13 protein-coding genes are annotated in these 18,607 nt (G+C 59.8%); 8 read left to right on the top strand and 5 right to left on the bottom strand.

The features are described 5' to 3' along the window. Window positions 1-40 precede the first annotated feature (40 nt). Both cueR and L2D14_07740 read right to left on the bottom strand, forming a co-directional pair. Window positions 41-430: a Cu(I)-responsive transcriptional regulator gene (gene cueR / locus L2D14_07745; GenBank protein WNK01312.1), complete on the bottom strand. Its 390-nt coding sequence runs from the start codon at window positions 428-430 to the stop codon at window positions 41-43. Next, a complete protein-coding gene (locus L2D14_07740; GenBank protein ID WNK01311.1) occupies window positions 417-2,885 on the bottom strand; it encodes a heavy metal translocating P-type ATPase in 2,469 nt (822 codons plus the stop codon). Before L2D14_07740 ends, cueR begins: the two co-directional genes overlap by 14 nt. Window positions 2,886-3,096: 211 nt before the next feature. Here L2D14_07740 and L2D14_07735 point away from each other — a divergent pair, with 211 nt between their 5' ends. The 7 genes from L2D14_07735 to rpmG all read left to right on the top strand — a co-directional run bounded on the left by L2D14_07735 (window position 3,097) and on the right by rpmG (window position 14,260). After that, window positions 3,097-4,260 carry an HlyD family secretion protein gene (locus tag L2D14_07735; GenBank protein WNK01310.1) on the top strand — a complete coding sequence of 388 codons (1,164 nt, stop codon included), beginning with the start codon at window positions 3,097-3,099 and terminating at the stop codon, window positions 4,258-4,260. An 8-nt stretch (window positions 4,261-4,268) separates the two neighbouring features. After that, window positions 4,269-5,831, top strand: a complete 1,563-nt coding sequence (locus L2D14_07730) for a DHA2 family efflux MFS transporter permease subunit (GenBank protein WNK01309.1) — start codon at window positions 4,269-4,271, stop codon at window positions 5,829-5,831. A gap of 77 nt (window positions 5,832-5,908) precedes the next feature. Then, a complete protein-coding gene (dprA, locus tag L2D14_07725; GenBank protein WNK01308.1) occupies window positions 5,909-7,072 on the top strand; it encodes a DNA-processing protein DprA in 1,164 nt (387 codons plus the stop codon). A gap of 214 nt (window positions 7,073-7,286) precedes the next feature. After that, window positions 7,287-9,923, top strand: a complete 2,637-nt coding sequence (topA, locus tag L2D14_07720) for a type I DNA topoisomerase (protein WNK01307.1) — start codon at window positions 7,287-7,289, stop codon at window positions 9,921-9,923. Window positions 9,924-9,976: 53 nt separating this feature from the next. Then, window positions 9,977-12,307: a ribonuclease R gene (gene rnr, locus L2D14_07715; protein WNK01306.1), complete on the top strand. Its 2,331-nt coding sequence runs from the start codon at window positions 9,977-9,979 to the stop codon at window positions 12,305-12,307. Window positions 12,308-12,387: 80 nt separating this feature from the next. Then, on the top strand, window positions 12,388-13,968 hold the full coding sequence (locus tag L2D14_07710; GenBank protein ID WNK01305.1) for a S41 family peptidase: 1,581 nt from the start codon (window positions 12,388-12,390) through the stop codon (window positions 13,966-13,968). 124 nt (window positions 13,969-14,092) lie between these two features. Beyond that, window positions 14,093-14,260: a 50S ribosomal protein L33 gene (rpmG, locus tag L2D14_07705; protein WNK01304.1), complete on the top strand. Its 168-nt coding sequence runs from the start codon at window positions 14,093-14,095 to the stop codon at window positions 14,258-14,260. A 124-nt stretch (window positions 14,261-14,384) separates the two neighbouring features. Here the strand turns inward: rpmG and L2D14_07700 are convergent, their stop codons facing one another. Both L2D14_07700 and L2D14_07695 read right to left on the bottom strand, forming a co-directional pair. Continuing rightward, entirely contained in the window at window positions 14,385-14,750 is a 366-nt protein-coding gene (locus L2D14_07700) for a response regulator (GenBank protein WNK01303.1), read from the bottom strand. A gap of 407 nt (window positions 14,751-15,157) precedes the next feature. Continuing rightward, window positions 15,158-15,856: a Crp/Fnr family transcriptional regulator gene (locus tag L2D14_07695; GenBank protein ID WNK01302.1), complete on the bottom strand. Its 699-nt coding sequence runs from the start codon at window positions 15,854-15,856 to the stop codon at window positions 15,158-15,160. A 209-nt stretch (window positions 15,857-16,065) separates the two neighbouring features. On the opposite strand from L2D14_07695, the gene L2D14_07690 reads away from it, so the two are divergent. Then, on the top strand, window positions 16,066-17,067 hold the full coding sequence (locus L2D14_07690; protein WNK01301.1) for a glycosyltransferase family 2 protein: 1,002 nt from the start codon (window positions 16,066-16,068) through the stop codon (window positions 17,065-17,067). Here L2D14_07690 and L2D14_07685 read toward each other — a convergent pair. Continuing rightward, a complete protein-coding gene (locus tag L2D14_07685; GenBank protein WNK01300.1) occupies window positions 17,064-18,572 on the bottom strand; it encodes a gamma-glutamyltransferase in 1,509 nt (502 codons plus the stop codon). The genes L2D14_07690 and L2D14_07685 overlap by 4 nt on opposite strands. Between the last annotated feature and the right edge of the window lie 35 nt (window positions 18,573-18,607).

The raw sequence follows: 18,607 nt of genomic DNA, 5'->3' as shown, positions 1-18,607 counted from the left end.
AAATAAGGGTTTTCCGTAGTTCACAGAATAATCATCAAAATCATTCGCTGCCGGACAAGTCGGCAAGGATCGGACAATCGGGGCGATCATCGCCCCGGCAAGCGTGGATCAGGTGTTTCAGGGTATCACGCAGATGCTCAAGCTCCTCGAGACGTTTGTCTATTTCGGCGAGATGCGTTTCAGCCAGTGCTTTGACATCGGCACTTGCACGATCCTTGTCCTCATAGAGCGACAATAACTGCCGGCAATCATCAATCGAAAACCCGAGCTGGCGTGCCCGTTTCAGAAAGGCAAGTTTCTGCACGGCGCTGATATCGTAATCCCGGTAACCGTTTCCCAGGCGATCCGGTACCACAAGCCCGATATCATCGTAATAGCGGATTGTTTTCGCTGGCAGCCCGCTTCGTAACGCTGCATCACGAACGTTCATTGGCATTCTCCGGATAACTTTGTTCCATTCCTTCGGGCCGCCATCCCCTGAGCATCAGCGAACTGCTGACGACAGTAATCGAACTCATGGCCATCGCAGCACCGGCAATGGCCGGCGAAAGATACCCGAGCGCCGCCAACGGCAGCCCTATAATATTGAAGATAAACGCCCAAAACAGATTCCAGCGAATGCGGTACCAGGTCGCGCGTGCGATCTGCATGGCGCCGCCGACAAGACGCGGATCCGGGCGCATCAAAGTGATGCCTGCCGTTTCCATGGCCGCATCGCTGCCCGACCCCATGGCAATGCCGACATCCGCCGCAGCCAAGGCCGGCGCATCGTTAATGCCGTCGCCGACCATCGCCGTATGCCGGCCCTGCGCACTCAGGTTCTGCAAGGCGCTTACTTTGTCTTCGGGTTTAAGCCCGGCGTGTATGGCGCCGATACCGATGCCGTTGCCGATGGCCTCCGCAACACGCACTGCATCGCCACTCAGCATTACGGTATCGATGCCGCGTGTTTTCAAAAGCCGGATCGCCGCAGCCGCTTCGGGCCTGACCTCGTCACGGATCGCCAGCACACCGATCACCTTGCCCGCGGCCGCGACCATCACCACCGTCTTGCCCTCGCCTTCAAGGCGCTGAAGCGCCGCTTCCGCGTCCTCAATGCCGACCGACGATTCCGCCATCATTGCCCGGTTGCCGATCAGTACACGCTCGCCATCCACCATGGCCGCAACGCCCGCGCCGACATGCGCCCGCGTATCGGACGCCGCCTTGATACCGATGCCGCGGACTTTGGCGGCCTCCAGAACGGCACGTGCCAGCGGATGCTCCGATCCCGCCTGCACCGATGCGGCAATTCCAAGAAGTTCGTCGGCACTGCCCGAAAGCGGCTCGATATCCGTCAGCACCGGTTGGCCACGGGTCAACGTCCCGGTTTTATCGAACGCCACCGTGTCGACCCGGTAAGCCTGCTCAAGCACGGCGACATCCTTGATCAGAATACCGGCGCGCGCCGCTGCCCCGGTCCCGGCGACAATCGCCGTCGGTGTGGCAAGACCCAACGCACATGGGCAGGCAATGACCAGCACCGATACGGCATTGATGATCGCGACTTCCATACCTCCACCGGCGGCCCACCAGCCCGCGAACGCCAGGGCGGCAATACCGACGACCACAGGCACGAAGATCGCGCTGACGCGATCCACCAGCCGCTGTACTGGTGCTTTGCCCGACTGTGCGTTTTCCACCAGTCGGACGATTTTTGCGAGCGTCGTATCCTCGCCGACACGGCCCACCCGGATACGCAGTTCACCACTGCCGTTAATGGCGCCACCGGTTACCGGATCGCCTGTTTGCTTGGCGACAGGCACGCTCTCACCGGTGATCAGGGACTCATCGGCTTGCGATGTGCCGGCCTCGACAACACCGTCAACAGGAATGCGTTCGCCCGGACGGACAATCACCAGATCGTCGATCCGGACGGCGTCGACGGAAATCTCGCTTACCGCACCGTCCCGTTCGACCCGTGCACGTTCGGGGCGCAATGCCATCAACTGACGGATGGCTTCCGTGGTGCCGCGTTTGGCGCGGCTTTCGATCAGTTTGCCGAAGACCACCAGCGTGACGACGACGGCCGAGGCCTCGTAATACAGATGTGACGTCGTCGCCAGACCTTCCTTGAACACAATCCATGTGCTGAGAGCGAACGCCGCCGACGTGCCAAGCGCGACAAGCACATCCATGTTGCCGCTGCCGGCTTTGAGCGAGCGATAGGCGCCGACATAAAAGCGCCCGCCGATCCAGAACTGCACCGGCAAACATAACAGAAGCTGGCCCCAGGCCGGGACATGATACGCCACGCCGAGCGGCGGCAGCACCATCATCGCCAGCAGCGGCGTGCTCAACGCGGCTGAAATCATCACCAAAAGTGTTTCGTGCTTCAGGCGGCGGGCGTCGGCCTCTGCCTGCTCGGCAGCCTGCCGGCGCCGCAATTCCGCATCCGTGGCACGCGGCTCGGCACGGTAGCCCGCCGCCGTGACCGCATCCACCAGCGCCGCGCCGGAGACGTCCTTACCGAGCCAGACAACATGGGCCCGTTCCATTGCCAGGTTCACTTCAGCCGAGACGACACCGGGGACTGCCTTCAGCGCCTTTTCCACATTCGCGGCGCATCCGGCACAGGTCATACCGCCGATGTCGAGATCGATCTCCGTCTGTTCCGCCGTGAAGCCGGCATTGACGACAGCCGCCTTGATGTCGCCCGAGGGGACCATGCCCGGGACGACAATCGCCCGCTCGGTTGCGAAGTCGACACGGGCGTCCTCAAGCCCCGGCAGCGCACGCAGGGCTTTCTCGGCGCGGCTGGCGCACCCGGCGCAACTCATGCCGGCGATGCCAAAAGCAACCGTTTCCGCTGTTTCGGGGGCGCGTTCGTTATGTGGTGCCTGCACGGCAGTCCTCCAGTCTGGTCATTGGATCATACCATAAAGCTTCCAGTTACTGGAAGATCAAGAAGTTTCCCGCAATCTTGCAACGCCCTGAAACTAAAGAAAATCTGCCCGTACTGTTGCGCAGGGTCTTTCCAAACGGATTCAATGGTTGCAAACTTGTCGACGTGCCGGGCCATCAGAAACCCGCTTCATGGCACATGGGAATAGAAACATGCCGGATGAAACCAAAGCAGAAGGCCGCGTCGCGCCGGACGGTCAGGCCTTCGAAACCAAACCGCCGAGCGACACCAAGCCGAAGCGCCGAATCCGCCCGGTGTTCATCATCGCTTTCCTGGTTTTGATCGGCGCCGTCTACATCGGCATTACCGAAGTCCACAAGCGTCTGACCTATATCTTTGAAGAAGATGCCCGCATCCAAACCGATCTTGTCACCGTGTCGTCACGGGTCGCCGGCTGGATCACGGAAATGCCCGCCGCCGAAGGTGAAACCGTCGAAGAAAGCACGGTGCTGGTACAGGTCGACGATCGCGAGTCCCGCATCTTCCTGATCGAACTGGAAGCCCAGGCCGCCGCCGCCAATGCCGAACGCACGCGCCTTGCCGCCGAACGGATCCTGATTGCAAGTCAGATCGAGAGCCGCATGCAATCCGAGCGGGCGCGGGTTTCCGCCGCCGAGGTCGTGGTCTCGTCGCTTCGCCCGCAACGCGAACTGGCCGAACGTGAACTGAACCGTGCGAAAAAGCTCTTCGACGACAAGGTCGCATCGCGGCGTCAGCTCGATCAGGCCGAAGCACAACACCAACAGATAGACCGCGAATACCGGATTGCCGTCGCCGAACTGCAGTCCGCGAAATCGCGCATTGCCGAGGTTGAGGCCGATCGCGCCCGCCTTGACGTGCTGGCCGGTGAGGTTCTTGTCCTGGAACAGAAGGAAGCGGAAATCCGCGCCCGCATCCAGCGTCAACGTCTCGACATTTCCGACCGTACCATCAAGTCGCCGATTAACGGCATCGTCGACAAGACCTTTGTTGACGCCGGGGAATACGTAACCCCCGGTCAGCGATTGCTGCTGACGCATAATCCCGAAAAAATCTGGGTCGAAGCCAACGTCAAGGAAACCGTCGTCCGCAAGCTGAAGGTCGGCCAAAAAGTCGACATTCACATCGATGCCTATCCCGATGAGGCGTTTGACGGCACCGTTCAGAACATCGGCTCGGCCGCCACCAGCCAGTTTGCCCTTCTGCCGACGCCCAACCCGAGCGGCAACTTCACCAAAATCACGCAACGCCTGCCGATCCGTATCGCCATCAACAATACCGATCCGCGCTTGCGGCCGGGCATGATGGTCGTCGTCAAGATCGCCATACAAGAGTAACCCCGCACTTGGCCGAGACTTACGACGATCCGGCAATTCAGAGGCAATTCGACCGCTACGGCCCCGCCTATCGCTGGCTGGTGACGATGAGCGGCCTGACGGGTGCGATCTCGATGATCCTGTCGGCGACCATCGTCAATGTCGCCGTGCCCAGCATCATGGGTGCCTATGGTATCGGTCAGGACGTCGCGCAGTGGGCGGCAACGGCATTCCTGTCGACAATGGTCGCCAGCCAGTTGCTCAATTCCTGGGTCGTGCGGGCGCTGGGTCAGCGGCTCGCCTATTCGTTGACGCTGATCATTTTCGTCGCCGGTGCGTTCGTCTGTGCCTTTAGCCCGAACATGGACGTGTTGATCATCGGCCGCATCATGCAGGGCTTTTCGGCAGGCATTATCCAGCCTCTTGTTTTGGCGACCATGGTCGCCGTGTTTCCCAAGAACCGGCGCGGCTTTGCCGTCGGCATGTACGGGCTCGGCGTCACGCTGGCGCCCAGCTTCGGCCCGCTGGTCGGCGGCCTGACCATCGATTTCCTGACATGGCGCCATGCCTTTATCATGCCGCTGCCCCTGGTCCTGATCGCTTTTGTCGGCGGTCTGATTTTCATGCCGGCGAAAAAATTCGAACGGCGCCTGCCGCCGTTCAACTGGCCGGGGTTCATCTTGTTGTGTGTTTCTCTGGTGCTGGTGATGCGCGCGATCGGTAACGGGCAACGCTGGGGCTGGACATCGGACCTGACAATGATGACCGCGATCGGCGGCGTCACGGCCTTTGCCCTGTTTATTTATTCGCAACTGAAGACCAAATCGCCGCTTCTCGATCCGACGCTGTTCCTCGATCCCAAGTTCGCCGCCGCCATGGCCATCGGTTTTGCCTTCGGCGCCGGCAACTTTGCCACCAACTATGCGATCCCGGTTTTCGTGCAGACGATCCAGCACTTTACGCCGACCCAGTCGGGGTTGGTTCTGGTCCCTGCGGGTTTGTTCCTGTTTACCCTGATTCCGATTTCAGGCCGGATCGCCGACAGCGTGCCGCCGCACATTCCAATAACCGCTGGCTGCATTATCTTCGCCACGGCGACGTTCCTGATCTCGTCATCAGACGTCAACACGGCGTTCTGGACCATGGCCGGGCTGACGGTCATGAGCCGTGCCGCGCTGGGGCTTGTGATGCCCAACCTGGGCGGCGCGGCCATGCGCTCGATCACGGCGGAAAAACTCAATGCCGCCGCCGGCGCGTACAACTTTATCCGCCAGACCGGCGGCGCTTTCGGCGTCAATATCACAGCAGCACTGATCGAATACCGCAGCGCGCATCACGCCGACTGGCTGACGGCAACGCAGACGTCGGGTAACGATTTCACCCGCGAGATGCTGGAACAGGTGCGGCGCCTGCTTGCCGAAGGCGGGCTGAGCAATCTGGCGCTGGAATGGGGCGCTTACGACTACCTGAGCCGCACCATCTATGCGCAGGCGCGCACCTTCGGTTTCCAGGACACCTTCCTGATCATCTCGGCGGCCTTCATCATCGCCCTGATCCCGGCCATGATGCTGGCCCGCTCATCGCGCAAATAAATCATAATTTTTCACAGACCCGGTCAATTATCCGTCCAGCCCTTGCATAACCTTTCCGGAACACGAAAGGGCCAGATATGGGTGTACCGCTCTGCAAGGAAACCGACGAGGCGACAGTGTCGCTGGACAATGGCGAAAAGCTGGCACGCCTCAGACTGATCCGTTCCGAGAACATCGGCCCGGTGACGTTTTCGCGGCTATTGCAAACCTACGGCGATGCCCGCCGTGCGCTGGACGCGCTGCCGGACCTTGCCCGCAAGGGCGGACGCGCCAAGCCGATCCGCATTTGCACACTCAGTGAAGCCGAAGATGAAATCGCCGAACTGCAAAGCCTGGGCGCTGCCATGCATTTCCGGGGCGAGCCCGCTTATCCGCCCTTGCTGTCGCATATAGAGGACGCGCCACCGATACTGTTCACACGCGGGCACGCGAACTTGATGGCAAAAAAGGCGGTTGCGCTCGTCGGTTCACGCAATGCGTCCATCAACGGACGCCGCTTTGCGCAGGACATGGCGCAGAGCCTTGGCGCGGCCGGCTACCTTGTCGTCTCGGGCATGGCGCGCGGGATCGATACGGCGGCTCATCAGGGCGCTCTTGCCAGCGGCACCGTCGCCGTCATGGGTGGCGGCGTCGATGTCTGTTACCCGCGTGAAAACCGGAACCTGTATGACGCCCTGATCGAGACCGGCGCCGTCTGCACCGAAGTCGCCATCGGCACGACCCCGCAGGCCCGCCATTTCCCGCGACGCAACCGGATCATTTCCGGCATGGCCAGGGCCATTGTCGTCATGGAAGCCGGCGCCAAGTCGGGATCCCTGATCACGGCGCGCATGGCGCTCGAGCAGGGCCGCGAGGTCTTTGCCGTCCCGGGGGCGCCGCAGGACCCCCGTGTCAAAGGCTCCAACACCCTGATCCGCGACGGGGCGATGTTGACCGAAAACGCTGAAGACGTGATCCGTGCCTTGGCGGAAATGGGTACAAGCTTGCAGAACGGCGCTCTGCATGACGGCCGCCGCCCCGCCATCCGCCCCCCGGCACCGCCAGCCCTCGAACCCGCACGGCTCGATGCAGCCCGCAAACAGGTGGCGCAGGCACTGGGCTTCGGCCCGACCGATATCGACGACATCATTCGCGATAGCGGATGCGATGCGCCAGCGGTTTTTGTGGTGCTTCTGGAGCTTGAAATCGCGGGCCGGCTGGAGCGTCAGGCAGGCAACAAGGTGGCCCTGATTGCCCTCTGAGCCGGCAAAACAGGCGGATCAATGCCGTAAAAAATTTTCACCACCACATAACTCATTGAAATTAATAAATAAAAACAACCCGCAAATGCTGCTTTTCCCGGGTGTGTGAAATTTCCCCTGTTGACGAGCTGTTCATTTATCGCCAATTCTCCCCGGCCCCGGCGAAGTGATTCGTAGCGGGACTTATAATGTACGTAAATTTGCACGGGTAAAAATGACAAGCGTCGTCGTCGTCGAATCGCCGGCCAAGGCCAAAACGATCAACAAATACCTCGGAGACGATTACACCGTCCTCGCGAGCTATGGCCATATCCGCGACCTGCCGTCCAAGAACGGCTCCGTCGAACCGGACGATGATTTTGCCATGAAATGGGAAATCGACGGCCGCTCGAAGAAGCACGTCGACGAAATCGCCAAGGCCGTCAAGAACGCCGACGCGCTTTATCTGGCGACTGACCCGGACCGTGAAGGCGAAGCGATTTCCTGGCACATCAAGGAAGTGCTTGAAGAAAAGAAACTGCTCGGCGGCATGCCCGTCAAGCGCGTCGTCTTTAACGAGATCACCAAGGATGCCGTGCAGGAAGCCTTTGCACACCCCCGGGAACTGGATCACGAACTGGTCGATGCCTATATGGCACGCCGGGCGCTCGATTATCTGGTCGGCTTTACCCTGTCGCCGGTGTTGTGGCGCAAACTGCCGGGGTCGCGCTCGGCGGGACGTGTGCAGTCGGTCGCGCTCAGGCTGATCTGCGAACGCGAACTTGAAATCGAAATGTTCAAGCCGGAAGAATACTGGAGCGTCGATGCGATGTTCCAGACTCCGCGCGGCGACGGTTTCAAGGCATCGCTGTCACGTATCAACGGCGAGAAAGTTTCCAAGTTCACGATCAACTCCGAAGCATTGGCCAATCAGGCCGTGGCCGCGATTGAAACGCAGGGCTTCACCACCGGTGTAATCGAACGCAAACAGACGCGGCGCTTCCCGTCGCCGCCGTTCACCACCTCGACGATGCAGCAGGAAGCGGCGCGCAAGATGTATTTCCCGGCGCGCAAGACCATGCAGACGGCTCAAAGCCTGTATGAAGGCGTCCGCATCGGCGGCGAGAACGTCGGCCTGATCACGTATATGCGTACCGACGGCGTGCAGATGGCGCGCGAAGCCATTGCCACCAGCCGCAACGTCATTCAGGAAACCTTCGGCTCCAAATACCTGCCGGAAAGCCCGCGTATATATAAGTCAAAGGCGAAAAACGCCCAGGAAGCGCACGAAGCAATCCGCCCCACCGATATCCGCCGCACACCGGATTCCCTGGCGCAGTACCTGAACCCGGATCAACTCAAGCTTTACACCCTGATCTGGAAGCGCACCGTCGCCAGCCAGATGGAAGCCGCCGTGCTCGATCAGGTCGGTGTCGATATCAGCTCCGCCGATGACAAGATCACCTTCCGTGCCACCGGCTCGGTGATTTCCTTTGACGGTTTCATCAAGGTCTACCGTGAAGGCAGCGATGACGGCTCGGACGAAGATGACAGCAATCGTATCCTGCCGCAGATGAACGAAGGCGAGGCGCTGGAGCGCACCGACATTCTGCCGGAACAGCACTTCACGCAACCGCCGCCCAGATACAGCGAAGCCTCGCTGGTGAAAAAGCTGGAAGAACTCGGCATCGGCCGGCCGTCCACCTATGCGTCGATCATTTCCGTGCTGCAGGACCGCAATTACGTCACCATCGACAAGCGCCGCTTTATTCCCGAAGACCGCGGCCGCCTTGTGACGACGTTCCTGGCCAGTTTCTTCGAACGCTATGTCGAATATGACTTCACCGCCGATCTCGAGGAAAAGCTCGACGATATTTCCGGCGGCCGCATCCAGTGGAAGCAGGTTCTTCTCGATTTCTGGCAGGCCTTCAAGCACAAGGTCGATGAAACCAAGGAACTGCGCGTCCGCGATGTTCTCGATGTGCTGAACGAGGAACTCAAGCCGCACTTCTTCCCGGAACGCGCCGATGGTTCGGACCCCCGAAGCTGCCCGAAATGCAAGGAAGGCGAGTTGTCGATCAAGCTCGGCCGGCACGGGGCTTTCCTCGGCTGCTCGCGCTATCCGGAGTGTAATTTCACGACGCCGCTGGGCGCCGACCCGGCCGAGAACTCGCTCGGCGACGGGCCGAAGGAACTGGGGACCGATCCGCAGACCGGCAAGCTGATCACGCTGCGTCAGGGCCCATACGGGCCCTATATCCAGCTCGGCGAAGAAGAGCTGGAAGGCAAGAAAAAGATCAAACCCAAGCGGTCATCGTTGCCGCAGGGTGTAAACCCGGACGACGTGGACCTGGAAAAAGCGCTCGGCCTGATGTCCCTGCCCCGCCTTGTCGGGATCGACCCGGTATCCGGCATGGAAATCCGCGCCGGCATCGGCCGCTTCGGTCCGTTCCTGCAGGTCGGCGGCACCTATGTGTCGCTCAAGGGCGACGAAGACGATGTGCTGACCATCGGGCTGAACCGCGCCGTGTCGTTGCTCGGTGACAAACCGCGCAAGGATCCGCCGATCGCACTCGGCAAGCATCCGAAAAGCAAGAAGCCGCTGATGGTCAAGGACGGCCGCTGGGGGCCTTTCGTACAACACGGTCGCACCATGGCGCGTCTGCCCAAGGATATGACCAAGGAAGACGTGACGCTGGAAATCGCCATCGACCTGATCGATGCCAAAAGCGGAAACGGCAAGCCCACGACGAAGACAGCCGCCAAGAAAGCCCCAGCCAAGAAAAAGACGGCGGCAAAGAAGAAAACCGCCGCCAAAAAGAAAACCGCTGCGAAGAAAAAGCCCGCCGCCGAATCCGACGCGGCTGAGTAAGCCAAATCCGCATACCCCTTGTGGCCGGGCATGCACGTGCTTACCTTCGAGAAATGAATGACACCCCCTTTCCGACAAAGCAGCAGATTGCGGATTTCGTCCGCGATCAGGATGGCCGCGTCGGCAAACGCGAGATCGCGCGCGCCTTTAGGCTAGACGCCGATCAAAAACGCACTCTCAAGAAAGTACTCAAAGAAATGCAAGAAGACGGCAGCCTAAAGCCGGGGCGCGGCAAAAAGCTGCGCGACCCCGAAACACTGCCAAACGTGTGTGTGCTGGTCATCAGCGGCACCGACATCGATGGCGAAGTCCTCGCCCGTCCCGTCAAATGGGAAAGCGAAGCGACACCCCCTAACATCTACGTCAACCCGGACGACCGCGCCGGCCCGGCACTGGGCATCGGCGAACAAATTCTGGCCCGCCTGAGCCCGGCGGACGACGGCTATAACGCCAAAATCATCCGCTGTATCGCGGCGGCACCGTCCGATATTTTGGGCATTGTCACGGAAGCCGAGGGCGAATTGCGTATTCGCCCCGTCGACAAGCGCGAACGCTATGAGTTCGTCATCGAAAAAGGACAGGACAAAGGCGCGCAGGTGGGCGAGCTTGTGCGCGCCCAGGGCGTGCGTGGCCCCCGGTTGGGCTTGAAGCGCTGCCGCGTCATCGAGCGCATCGCCGAAGCCGAAGGCGCATCCGCCATCAGTCTGATCTGCGTGCACCAGCACGGCATTCCGGTCGCCTTCCCCGACCCGGCGATGAAGCAGGCGGAAAAATCGAAAGCCGCCCCGCTGGGTGCGCGTGACGATCTGCGCAAAGTCCCGCTGGTCACCATTGACGGCGCCGATGCCCGCGATTTCGATGACGCCGTCTTTGCCGAACCCGACGACGACCCGAAAAACCCGGGCGGCTTCAGGCTGCTCGTCGCCATCGCCGATGTCGCCTGGTATGTGCGAACCGGCGATGCGCTGGACAAAGCGGCGTTCGAGCGCGGCAATTCGGTGTATTTTCCCGACCGCGTCGTGCCGATGCTGCCCGAACAACTATCGAACGGCTGGTGCTCGCTGAAACCGCACGAGGACAGGCCTTGCCTGGTGGCGCATCTGAAGATCGATGCCGAGGGCAACCTGCGGACCAAAAGCTTCAAGCGCGCGATGATGAAATCTCATGCACGGCTGACCTATGAACAGGTGCAGATGGCCCGTGACGGTCATCCCGACGAGATGACGGCGCCTTTGGTGGATGATGTGATCTCTCCCCTGTACGCCGCTTTCGATATTCTGCTGAAAGCACGCGAAGCACGTGGCGCGCTCGAAATCGAAGGCGATGAACGCAAGGTGGTTCTGGACGACAACGGCGACATCACGGGCATTGAGCCGCGCCAGCGTCTCGACAGTCACAAGCTGATCGAGGAATTCATGGTCCTCGCCAACGTCGCCGCGGCGGAATTTCTGGAAGAGAAAAAACGCCCCTGCATGTACCGGGTCCACGACGAACCGTCGATGTCCAAGATCGAAGCGCTTTCGGAAGTCCTGGATAGCGTGCACATCCGTTTCGACAGGGGCCAGACCGTGACCCCGCACCGTTTCAACCAGATCCTCAAGAAAGCGCACGGCACACCGCATCAGCAGATGATCAACGATGTCGTGCTGCGCTCGCAGGCGCAGGCCATGTACGATCCGGTCAATCTCGGCCACTTCGGGCTGTCACTGAAACGCTATTGCCATTTCACGTCGCCGATCCGCCGCTATGCGGATCTGCTCGTGCACCGTGCCTTGATTCGCGGCATGAAGCCGAACGACGGCGCACTGGGTGAAGATCCGGGCGATTTCGCCAAAATCGGCGAGCATCTGTCGATCACCGAGCGGCGGGCACAGGCTGCCGAACGCGACGCCATGGACCGCTACGGCGCCTACTTCATGCGCGACAAGGTCGGCGCCAGCTTCCTGGCCAGAATTTCCGGTGTCACCCGGTTCGGCATTTTCATCCGTGTCGACGATATCGGCGCAGACGGCCTTGTGCCGATCAAAACCCTGCCCAATGACTATTACATCCACGACGAGGAACGCCATCAGCTGAGAGGCCGCAACAACGGCATGGTCTACCGGCTGGGCGACAAGGTCGAAGTGGTGCTCAGGGAAGTGACGCCGGTGACCGGCGGCATGCTGTTCGAGGTCATGGGCAGCACAGCCGCCGGAGATTCCGCTCAGCCGGGGTCCTACAAACCCGGACAGAAACGCGGTCCCAAACCCGGCCAGAAACGGGGCGCCACGCCGAAAAAAGCCAAAGGCAAAAGCCGTGCGTCCAGACGGCAAAAACGAAATGCGCTGGACACGGGACCGAAAAAGCGCACAAAAAGTAAAGGCAAGGCCCGTCCGAAGAGCTGATCCGCCGACGACGATACGAAAGGCCAAAACAAGGCTCGGTGTGACGGAGGGCATATACACACCCTCGAAGATGTTCTTAAATGCAGGCTATGACTGGGAATTTCAGGATATTACGCAGACTGACCGGGCCGCTCGCGGTTCTGGCGTTGTCAGCGTGTGCCATGATCCCGGGGCAGGACAAGACACAGCCTACCGCCACATTCGCCGAACCCGCCGCCGCCGAAGTGATTGCCGTCGGTTTCGACAACATCGCGGACAAGTACATCGAGCCTGTGGAATTGAAACGAATCGGCGTCGAGGGTTTGCGGGGCCTTGGCGCCATTGACGCCGGGCTTAGTCTTTCCGAACAATCCGGCGAGATCGTCATGTTCGAATATGGCACGGAAATCGGCCGCATGCAGTTCCCGCCGGCAACGGATGTGCGTGCCTGGGCCGCCGCCGTTGTCGCGCTGACGGAAAAAGCGCGTGAGAATTCCTCCGATATCCGCGCCGCCTCTCCGGAAAAAATCTACGAGGCCATTTTCGACGGCGCTTTGTCGGACCTGGATATCTTTTCCAGATATGCCGGCATGAAGGAAGCCACCCGAAACCGCGCCCGGCGCGATGGTTTCGGCGGCATCGGCATCCGCTTCCGTATCGAGGACGGCGCCGCCGTGGTCACCAAGGTGCTTGAGGCGACACCGGCTTTCGACAGCGGCATGCGACCGGGCGACCGCATCATCAAGGTGGAAGGCCGCGAAACCAAGGGGCTGGAAAACACGGAAATCACCCGCATAATCCGCGGCCCCGTGCATACCCAGGTGACCCTGACAATATCGCGCCCCGAAGCGGTGCAGCCCTTCACCATCGCCGTGGCGCGCGTTCACATCGTGCCGGAAACCGTGCGCTGGCGGGTCGAAAACAACATCGGCATCATTCAGATATCCAGTTTCAATCATGAAACCGCGAATGCGCTGGAAAAAGTCCTGAACAAAGCCATGGCCCCGGATTCCGAGCCTTTGGCCGGCCTTGTCATCGATCTCAGGGGCAATCCCGGTGGGCTTTTGCGGCAATCCATCGAAGTCGCCGATATGCTGCTGACCCAAGGCGATATCCTGCGCACCTCAGGCCGCCATCCGGACAGCCTGCACCACTATAAGGCCAGCGGACGCGACCTTGCCGCCGGCAAGCCCCTGGTCATCATGATCGACGGCAAATCCGCATCGGCGGCCGAGATCGTCGCGGCGGCGCTGCAGGACCGCGACCGCGCCGTCATCATCGGCACATCGTCATATGGCAAAGGCAGCGTACAAACCGTGATCCGCCTGCCCAACGACGGCGAAATCACCCTGACGTGGTCCAAATTCGTCGCCCCGTCCGGGTATTACATCCATGGGCTCGGCGTCGTCCCGACCGTCTGCACCAGCGGCCAGGAAAAAATACATCAGGCCGCCGGCATCATCGAAAAATCGCTGGAAGGCGAACAGGCGCTAAAAACCGTCTCATGGCGCCGCCGCGCGCTCCTGGATGACGATGAACGTCAGCAGATGCGAAGCGGCTGTCCGGCAGAATCCCGCCCTGGCGCACTGGATCTGGAGATCGCCAAACGGCTCATTTTGAATGGCAGACTGCATGCCCGCGCGCTCCGGATAACCACCGCGACGGCCCAGGCGACGCACTAAACCGGGAAACTGCCATTCACTTGGCCGATTTCCGCGCAAACCCTCTTGACTTGGGCGGCTTTGACGCTATCTTGCCGCCTCTTCGAACGCTTGGCGTTCTTGATTTGGACAGGACACAAAAGTCATGGCGAAACCGGCGACCATTCAAATTCGTCTCGTCAGCACGGCGGACACCGGATTCTTCTACATCACCAAGAAGAACCCGCGCAATTCGACCGAGAAGATGCAGATGCGCAAGTACGACCCGGTCGTGCGCAAGCATGTTTTGTTCAAGGAAGCGAAGATCAAGTAAGCAAGCCGTGTCGGCTTTCTGAAACGCCATGCGCCGCTGAAAAGCGGCGCATTTTTGTTTGTTCACGGCAATTTTGCAGAACGCGCGATGCACGGCACGGCCCCTGCCGCGCCGCGGACAACGATCAACTCAGGAACTTTTTGACCGTTTCAAGGAAGTGCGGGACGGATATCGGCTTGGCGATATAGCCTTCGCAACCACCTTCGCGAATTTTTTCCTCATCACCTTTCATGGCAAAAGCCGTCACGGCAATGACCGGAATGCTTTTCAGGTCATCGTCGGCTTTCAGCATCTTGGTCACTTCAAGGCCTGAAATCTCAGGCAACTGAATATCCATGAGAATCAAGTCCGGCGAATGTTCACGTGCAAGCTTCAAGGCATCGCGTCCGTCAACTGTCTGGACCGTTTCATAGCCGTGCGCCTGAAGAAGATCGTTGAACAACTTCATGTTTAGATCGTTGTCTTCAACGATAAGGATTTTACTCGCCATAAATAGGTTCCTTGAAGGCCGTATGAGTACAGCCTGTATAGCCGAAAAGGGTCGCCCCTCGGGAGTTTGGCAGAGAATGGAATATTACATTGTATGAGTCAATTGATGCTAAGTCGGGTTGCCTACCTATTCGGTATTCACACCCCGCTGTCCCGCACGCTCGGGCTCAATAAGGGACAAGCCCGACGTTAAGTTCAGAAGCCAGTACCGCCGTCAAAATCGTCAGCGTGAGGGCGAGGCTGAATGCTTTCCACGTCGCCATTTTGCTATCCTCCGGTCCTCCAGCCAGTCACCCGGAATGCCCGGGTATCAGGCGAGATCAAACTATGCAGTGAAGATGGCAAAAATATGGTTAACGGTCTGTGATCGTGCTCACGCAAAGGGTAAATTGTTTATTGCCCTGATATTTATTCGCCGCGCACTTCCTCGACCATTTCGCGCAACTGCGCCAGATCCTTGATCAGAAGCACGTTTTTCTTGCGTTCGACGATGTTCTGGCGAGCCAGGTCGCTGAGCACCCGGGCCACGGTTTCACGTGTCGTCGAGACCCGGCTGGCGATGTCGCCGTGAACCGGTATCGGGCGGATTTCCGCCTGGTTCTCGCCGAGCAGGCCGCTGCGGGCCTGACGCAGAAGGTCTGCCTGCACCCTGTTGTTCGCGGCAAGGGTGCTCAAATCCATGATCCGGTCGGTGGAATTGCGGATGATGCCCGCCAGCGCCCGCAAGACCCGGAATGAAATATCCGCATTCTCGCGCAACAAATTGAGGAATCTGTCCTGTGCCAACGCCGCGATCAGGCAGTTATTCAGCGACATCACACTGGCGGAACGGGGTTGCCCGTCGAGGGCGGACAATTCGCCGAAATGGCTGCCGGCGTCGAGATCCTCAAGGGTGATTTCCTTGCCCGACAGCGAATAATTGACGATCCGTACACGGCCCTCGACGACAAAGAACACATCCGTTGAGTCGCTCTGGCGATCGATGATCTGCTCGTGGTCGGCGTACCGGCGCCACGTGCAGGCTTTTTCAAGCTCTGCCAGCGCCGCAGTACTCACGCCTTCCAAAATACGGATTTCGCCTAGCGATGATGCCTCACTATCCGACATCTTGTCCCCCGAAGCACAAAAACACCCTTTCCCGGACTTCTCACCGGGTTAATCGGTTTTATCTTAGACCTAATTTCACAGGATTGCGAACCCGTGAAATAACGTTTCTTGAGAATAGCGTTTAACCGGCTTTTTCTCGTGCTTGCGGTAGGAATCCCGGGTGCTCTATTGTGCGCCAGGCACCGGGGAGCAAAGCCTTGGAAGACAGCATGACAACAAACACGCCGAAAACCAGAAATGACGAGGCAATGAGAATTGCCGCGGTGGTCCCGTGTTACAGGGAAACGAATCATATTCTGACCGTCCTTAAAGCCATCGGTCCGGAAGTCACGTCGATCTATGTGGTAGACGATGCCTGCCCTGACGATACAGGTGAGTATGTCACCGACAATGTGAACGACCCCCGAATAAAGGTTCTGCACAACCCGGCCAACATGGGCGTCGGCGGGGCAACGGTGACGGGTTACAAAGCCGCACTGGATGAAGGGGCCGACATCATCGTCAAACTTGATGGCGACGGCCAGATGGACCCGGCATTGATCCCGAAACTCATCGATCCCATCAGAAACCATGAAGCCGACTATGCAAAAGGCAACCGGTTGCATCGGCGCGACAGCGCGCGCGGCATGCCGGTTGTCCGTCTTCTCGGCAACGTGGGACTCACCTTGATGTCAAAATTATCCAGTGGGTACTGGGATATCATGGATCCGACCAATGGCTTTACGGCCATACACGCCAATGTCGCCAAGGATTTGCCCCTCGACGATATTGCCAAGGATTTCTTTTTTGAATCCGATATGTTGTATCACCTGTCCGAGTTGAAGGCGGTCGTCAGGGATGTTGCCATGCGCGCGCAGTACGGCGAGGAAACAAGCCACCTGGTCGTACACCGCATTTTCTGGCCCTTTATCAAAGGGCATACCCGCAACACCTGGCGCCGGTTGATCGATACATACTTCGTTCGCGAAATCAATATGGCATCGCTTGAACTCATGCTGGGCGCACTGCTATTGCCTGCGGGCAGCGCATATGGCGCTTTTCACTGGTGGAGAAGCATAACAACCGGCGTGCCCGCGACGGCAGGAACTGTCATTCTTTCGGCCATGCCGATCATCGTTGGGGTGCAGTTGTTGCTGGCATTCATCGGCCATGACACGCGCAGGCAACCGACCCGGCCTGTACATCTGGGCGGCACAGGTCAAACTGGCTAAATCCCGAGATAAACACCGTCGCGGCGCGGATCACCGGCCCCGGAAATCGTCCCGTCCGCCCCACGTGTTATCAGATGCACACCGCCGAAAAACATGTTCGGCGCCGGCCAGACTTGCACCTCGCCATGCCAATCGATGTCGTGGGCAATCCCCGGTTCCAGTGAGAGCTTGTCGACTTCCAGATGCAGGCGCGGATGCGCAACCGCTTCTTTCAGGGGGCGGCCGAAAACGCAGAGGTTGAGGATAACCTGCGTCAAAGCCGACCTGATACGGTTCGAGCCGCCAGACCCGAACGCCGTCCAGGTCCCGTCCGGCGCGGCAATGACGCCCGGCGTCATCATCGACGACAGCCTGACGCCCTCGGGCCAGGCGAAAAAACCGGCGGTGTTCAAATCGTCTTCGCCGAGCATATTGTTCAGCATGATACCGGTTCCCGGTACAATGTGACCGCAACCTTCACCGTTGGAAACCGTCAACGCCGCCAGATTGCCGTCGGCATCGGCGACACTGATATGTGTCGTGCCCCGGTATGCGGGGGGGTGCTTGTCCATGCCCGCAAGCGCCGCCGCCCCGGCGAATGCATCCGTGTCGATCCCGCTTGCCGTGCGCGCCCGGTTGCAGACGTCCATGGCGCCGATCAGCGATTGCATATGTACCTGGGTCCCGAAGTCCTGCGGCGAAAGCCCGGCCTTTGCCAACAAACTCAGGGTATAGTCGATCAGTGCACCACCGATTGCGGGCGGTGAATTCATGTAAATGTCATGCGCAGCGATACGGCTTTGCAGAGGCTGGCGGCGCTCAACCCGATACCGCGCCAGATCCTCCATACCGATGGTGCAGCCGTCCATGGCGGCAATCCGCTTTGCAACGTCACCTTCGTAAAACAACGCCGCCCCTTCATGCGCGAGCACGTCGAGAAAATCCGCAAAGGCTTCCGGGTGATACAGATCGCCGGCCTCGAGCAATGTCTCCCCGCCGGTGCGGCAGAACAGGTCGCGCGCAGAAGCCGACGCCCTGTATATCGGGCCGACGACATCGAGCAGGTACGCCTGATACGGATTGAGCTTCATGCCTTCCTTGGCTAGCGCTCTTGCCGGTGCCACCAGATCCGCCATCGGCATGCGGCCCAGCGCATCATGGACGGCGAAAATCCCGGCCACCGCCCCCGGCGTCGCCACCGCCCCCATACCGATATGAAACTCCTGCAGCACCCCGCCGAAATCCGCATTGACGGGATGGAAGTCGACGGCATGGCGCAACGGCCGGCTGAGCGGCGTTTCGGTAAAGAAATCGAACACACTGATTTCATCATCGGCGGTCTTGGCGACAAGGAACCCGCCGCCACCCAGCGACGCAAGCACCGGTTCCGCGACGCACGCCGCCAGAAATGCGGCAATCGCCGCATCGAAAGCGTTTCCGCCCTCGCGCAGCACACACATGGCTGCATTCGCGGTTTCGGCGTGTCCGGCGGCAACACCCGCATTGTGATTTTCAGCGATCGCCATCAAGGGATTTTACATATCTGTAGCGGAGACGCGAG

Source organism: Thalassospiraceae bacterium LMO-JJ14 (assembly GCA_021555105.2).
GTDB lineage: Bacteria > Pseudomonadota > Alphaproteobacteria > Rhodospirillales > Casp-alpha2 > UBA4479.
The sequence above is the reverse complement of the archived record's forward strand: the minus strand, read 5'-3'. Positions and strand labels throughout refer to the sequence as shown.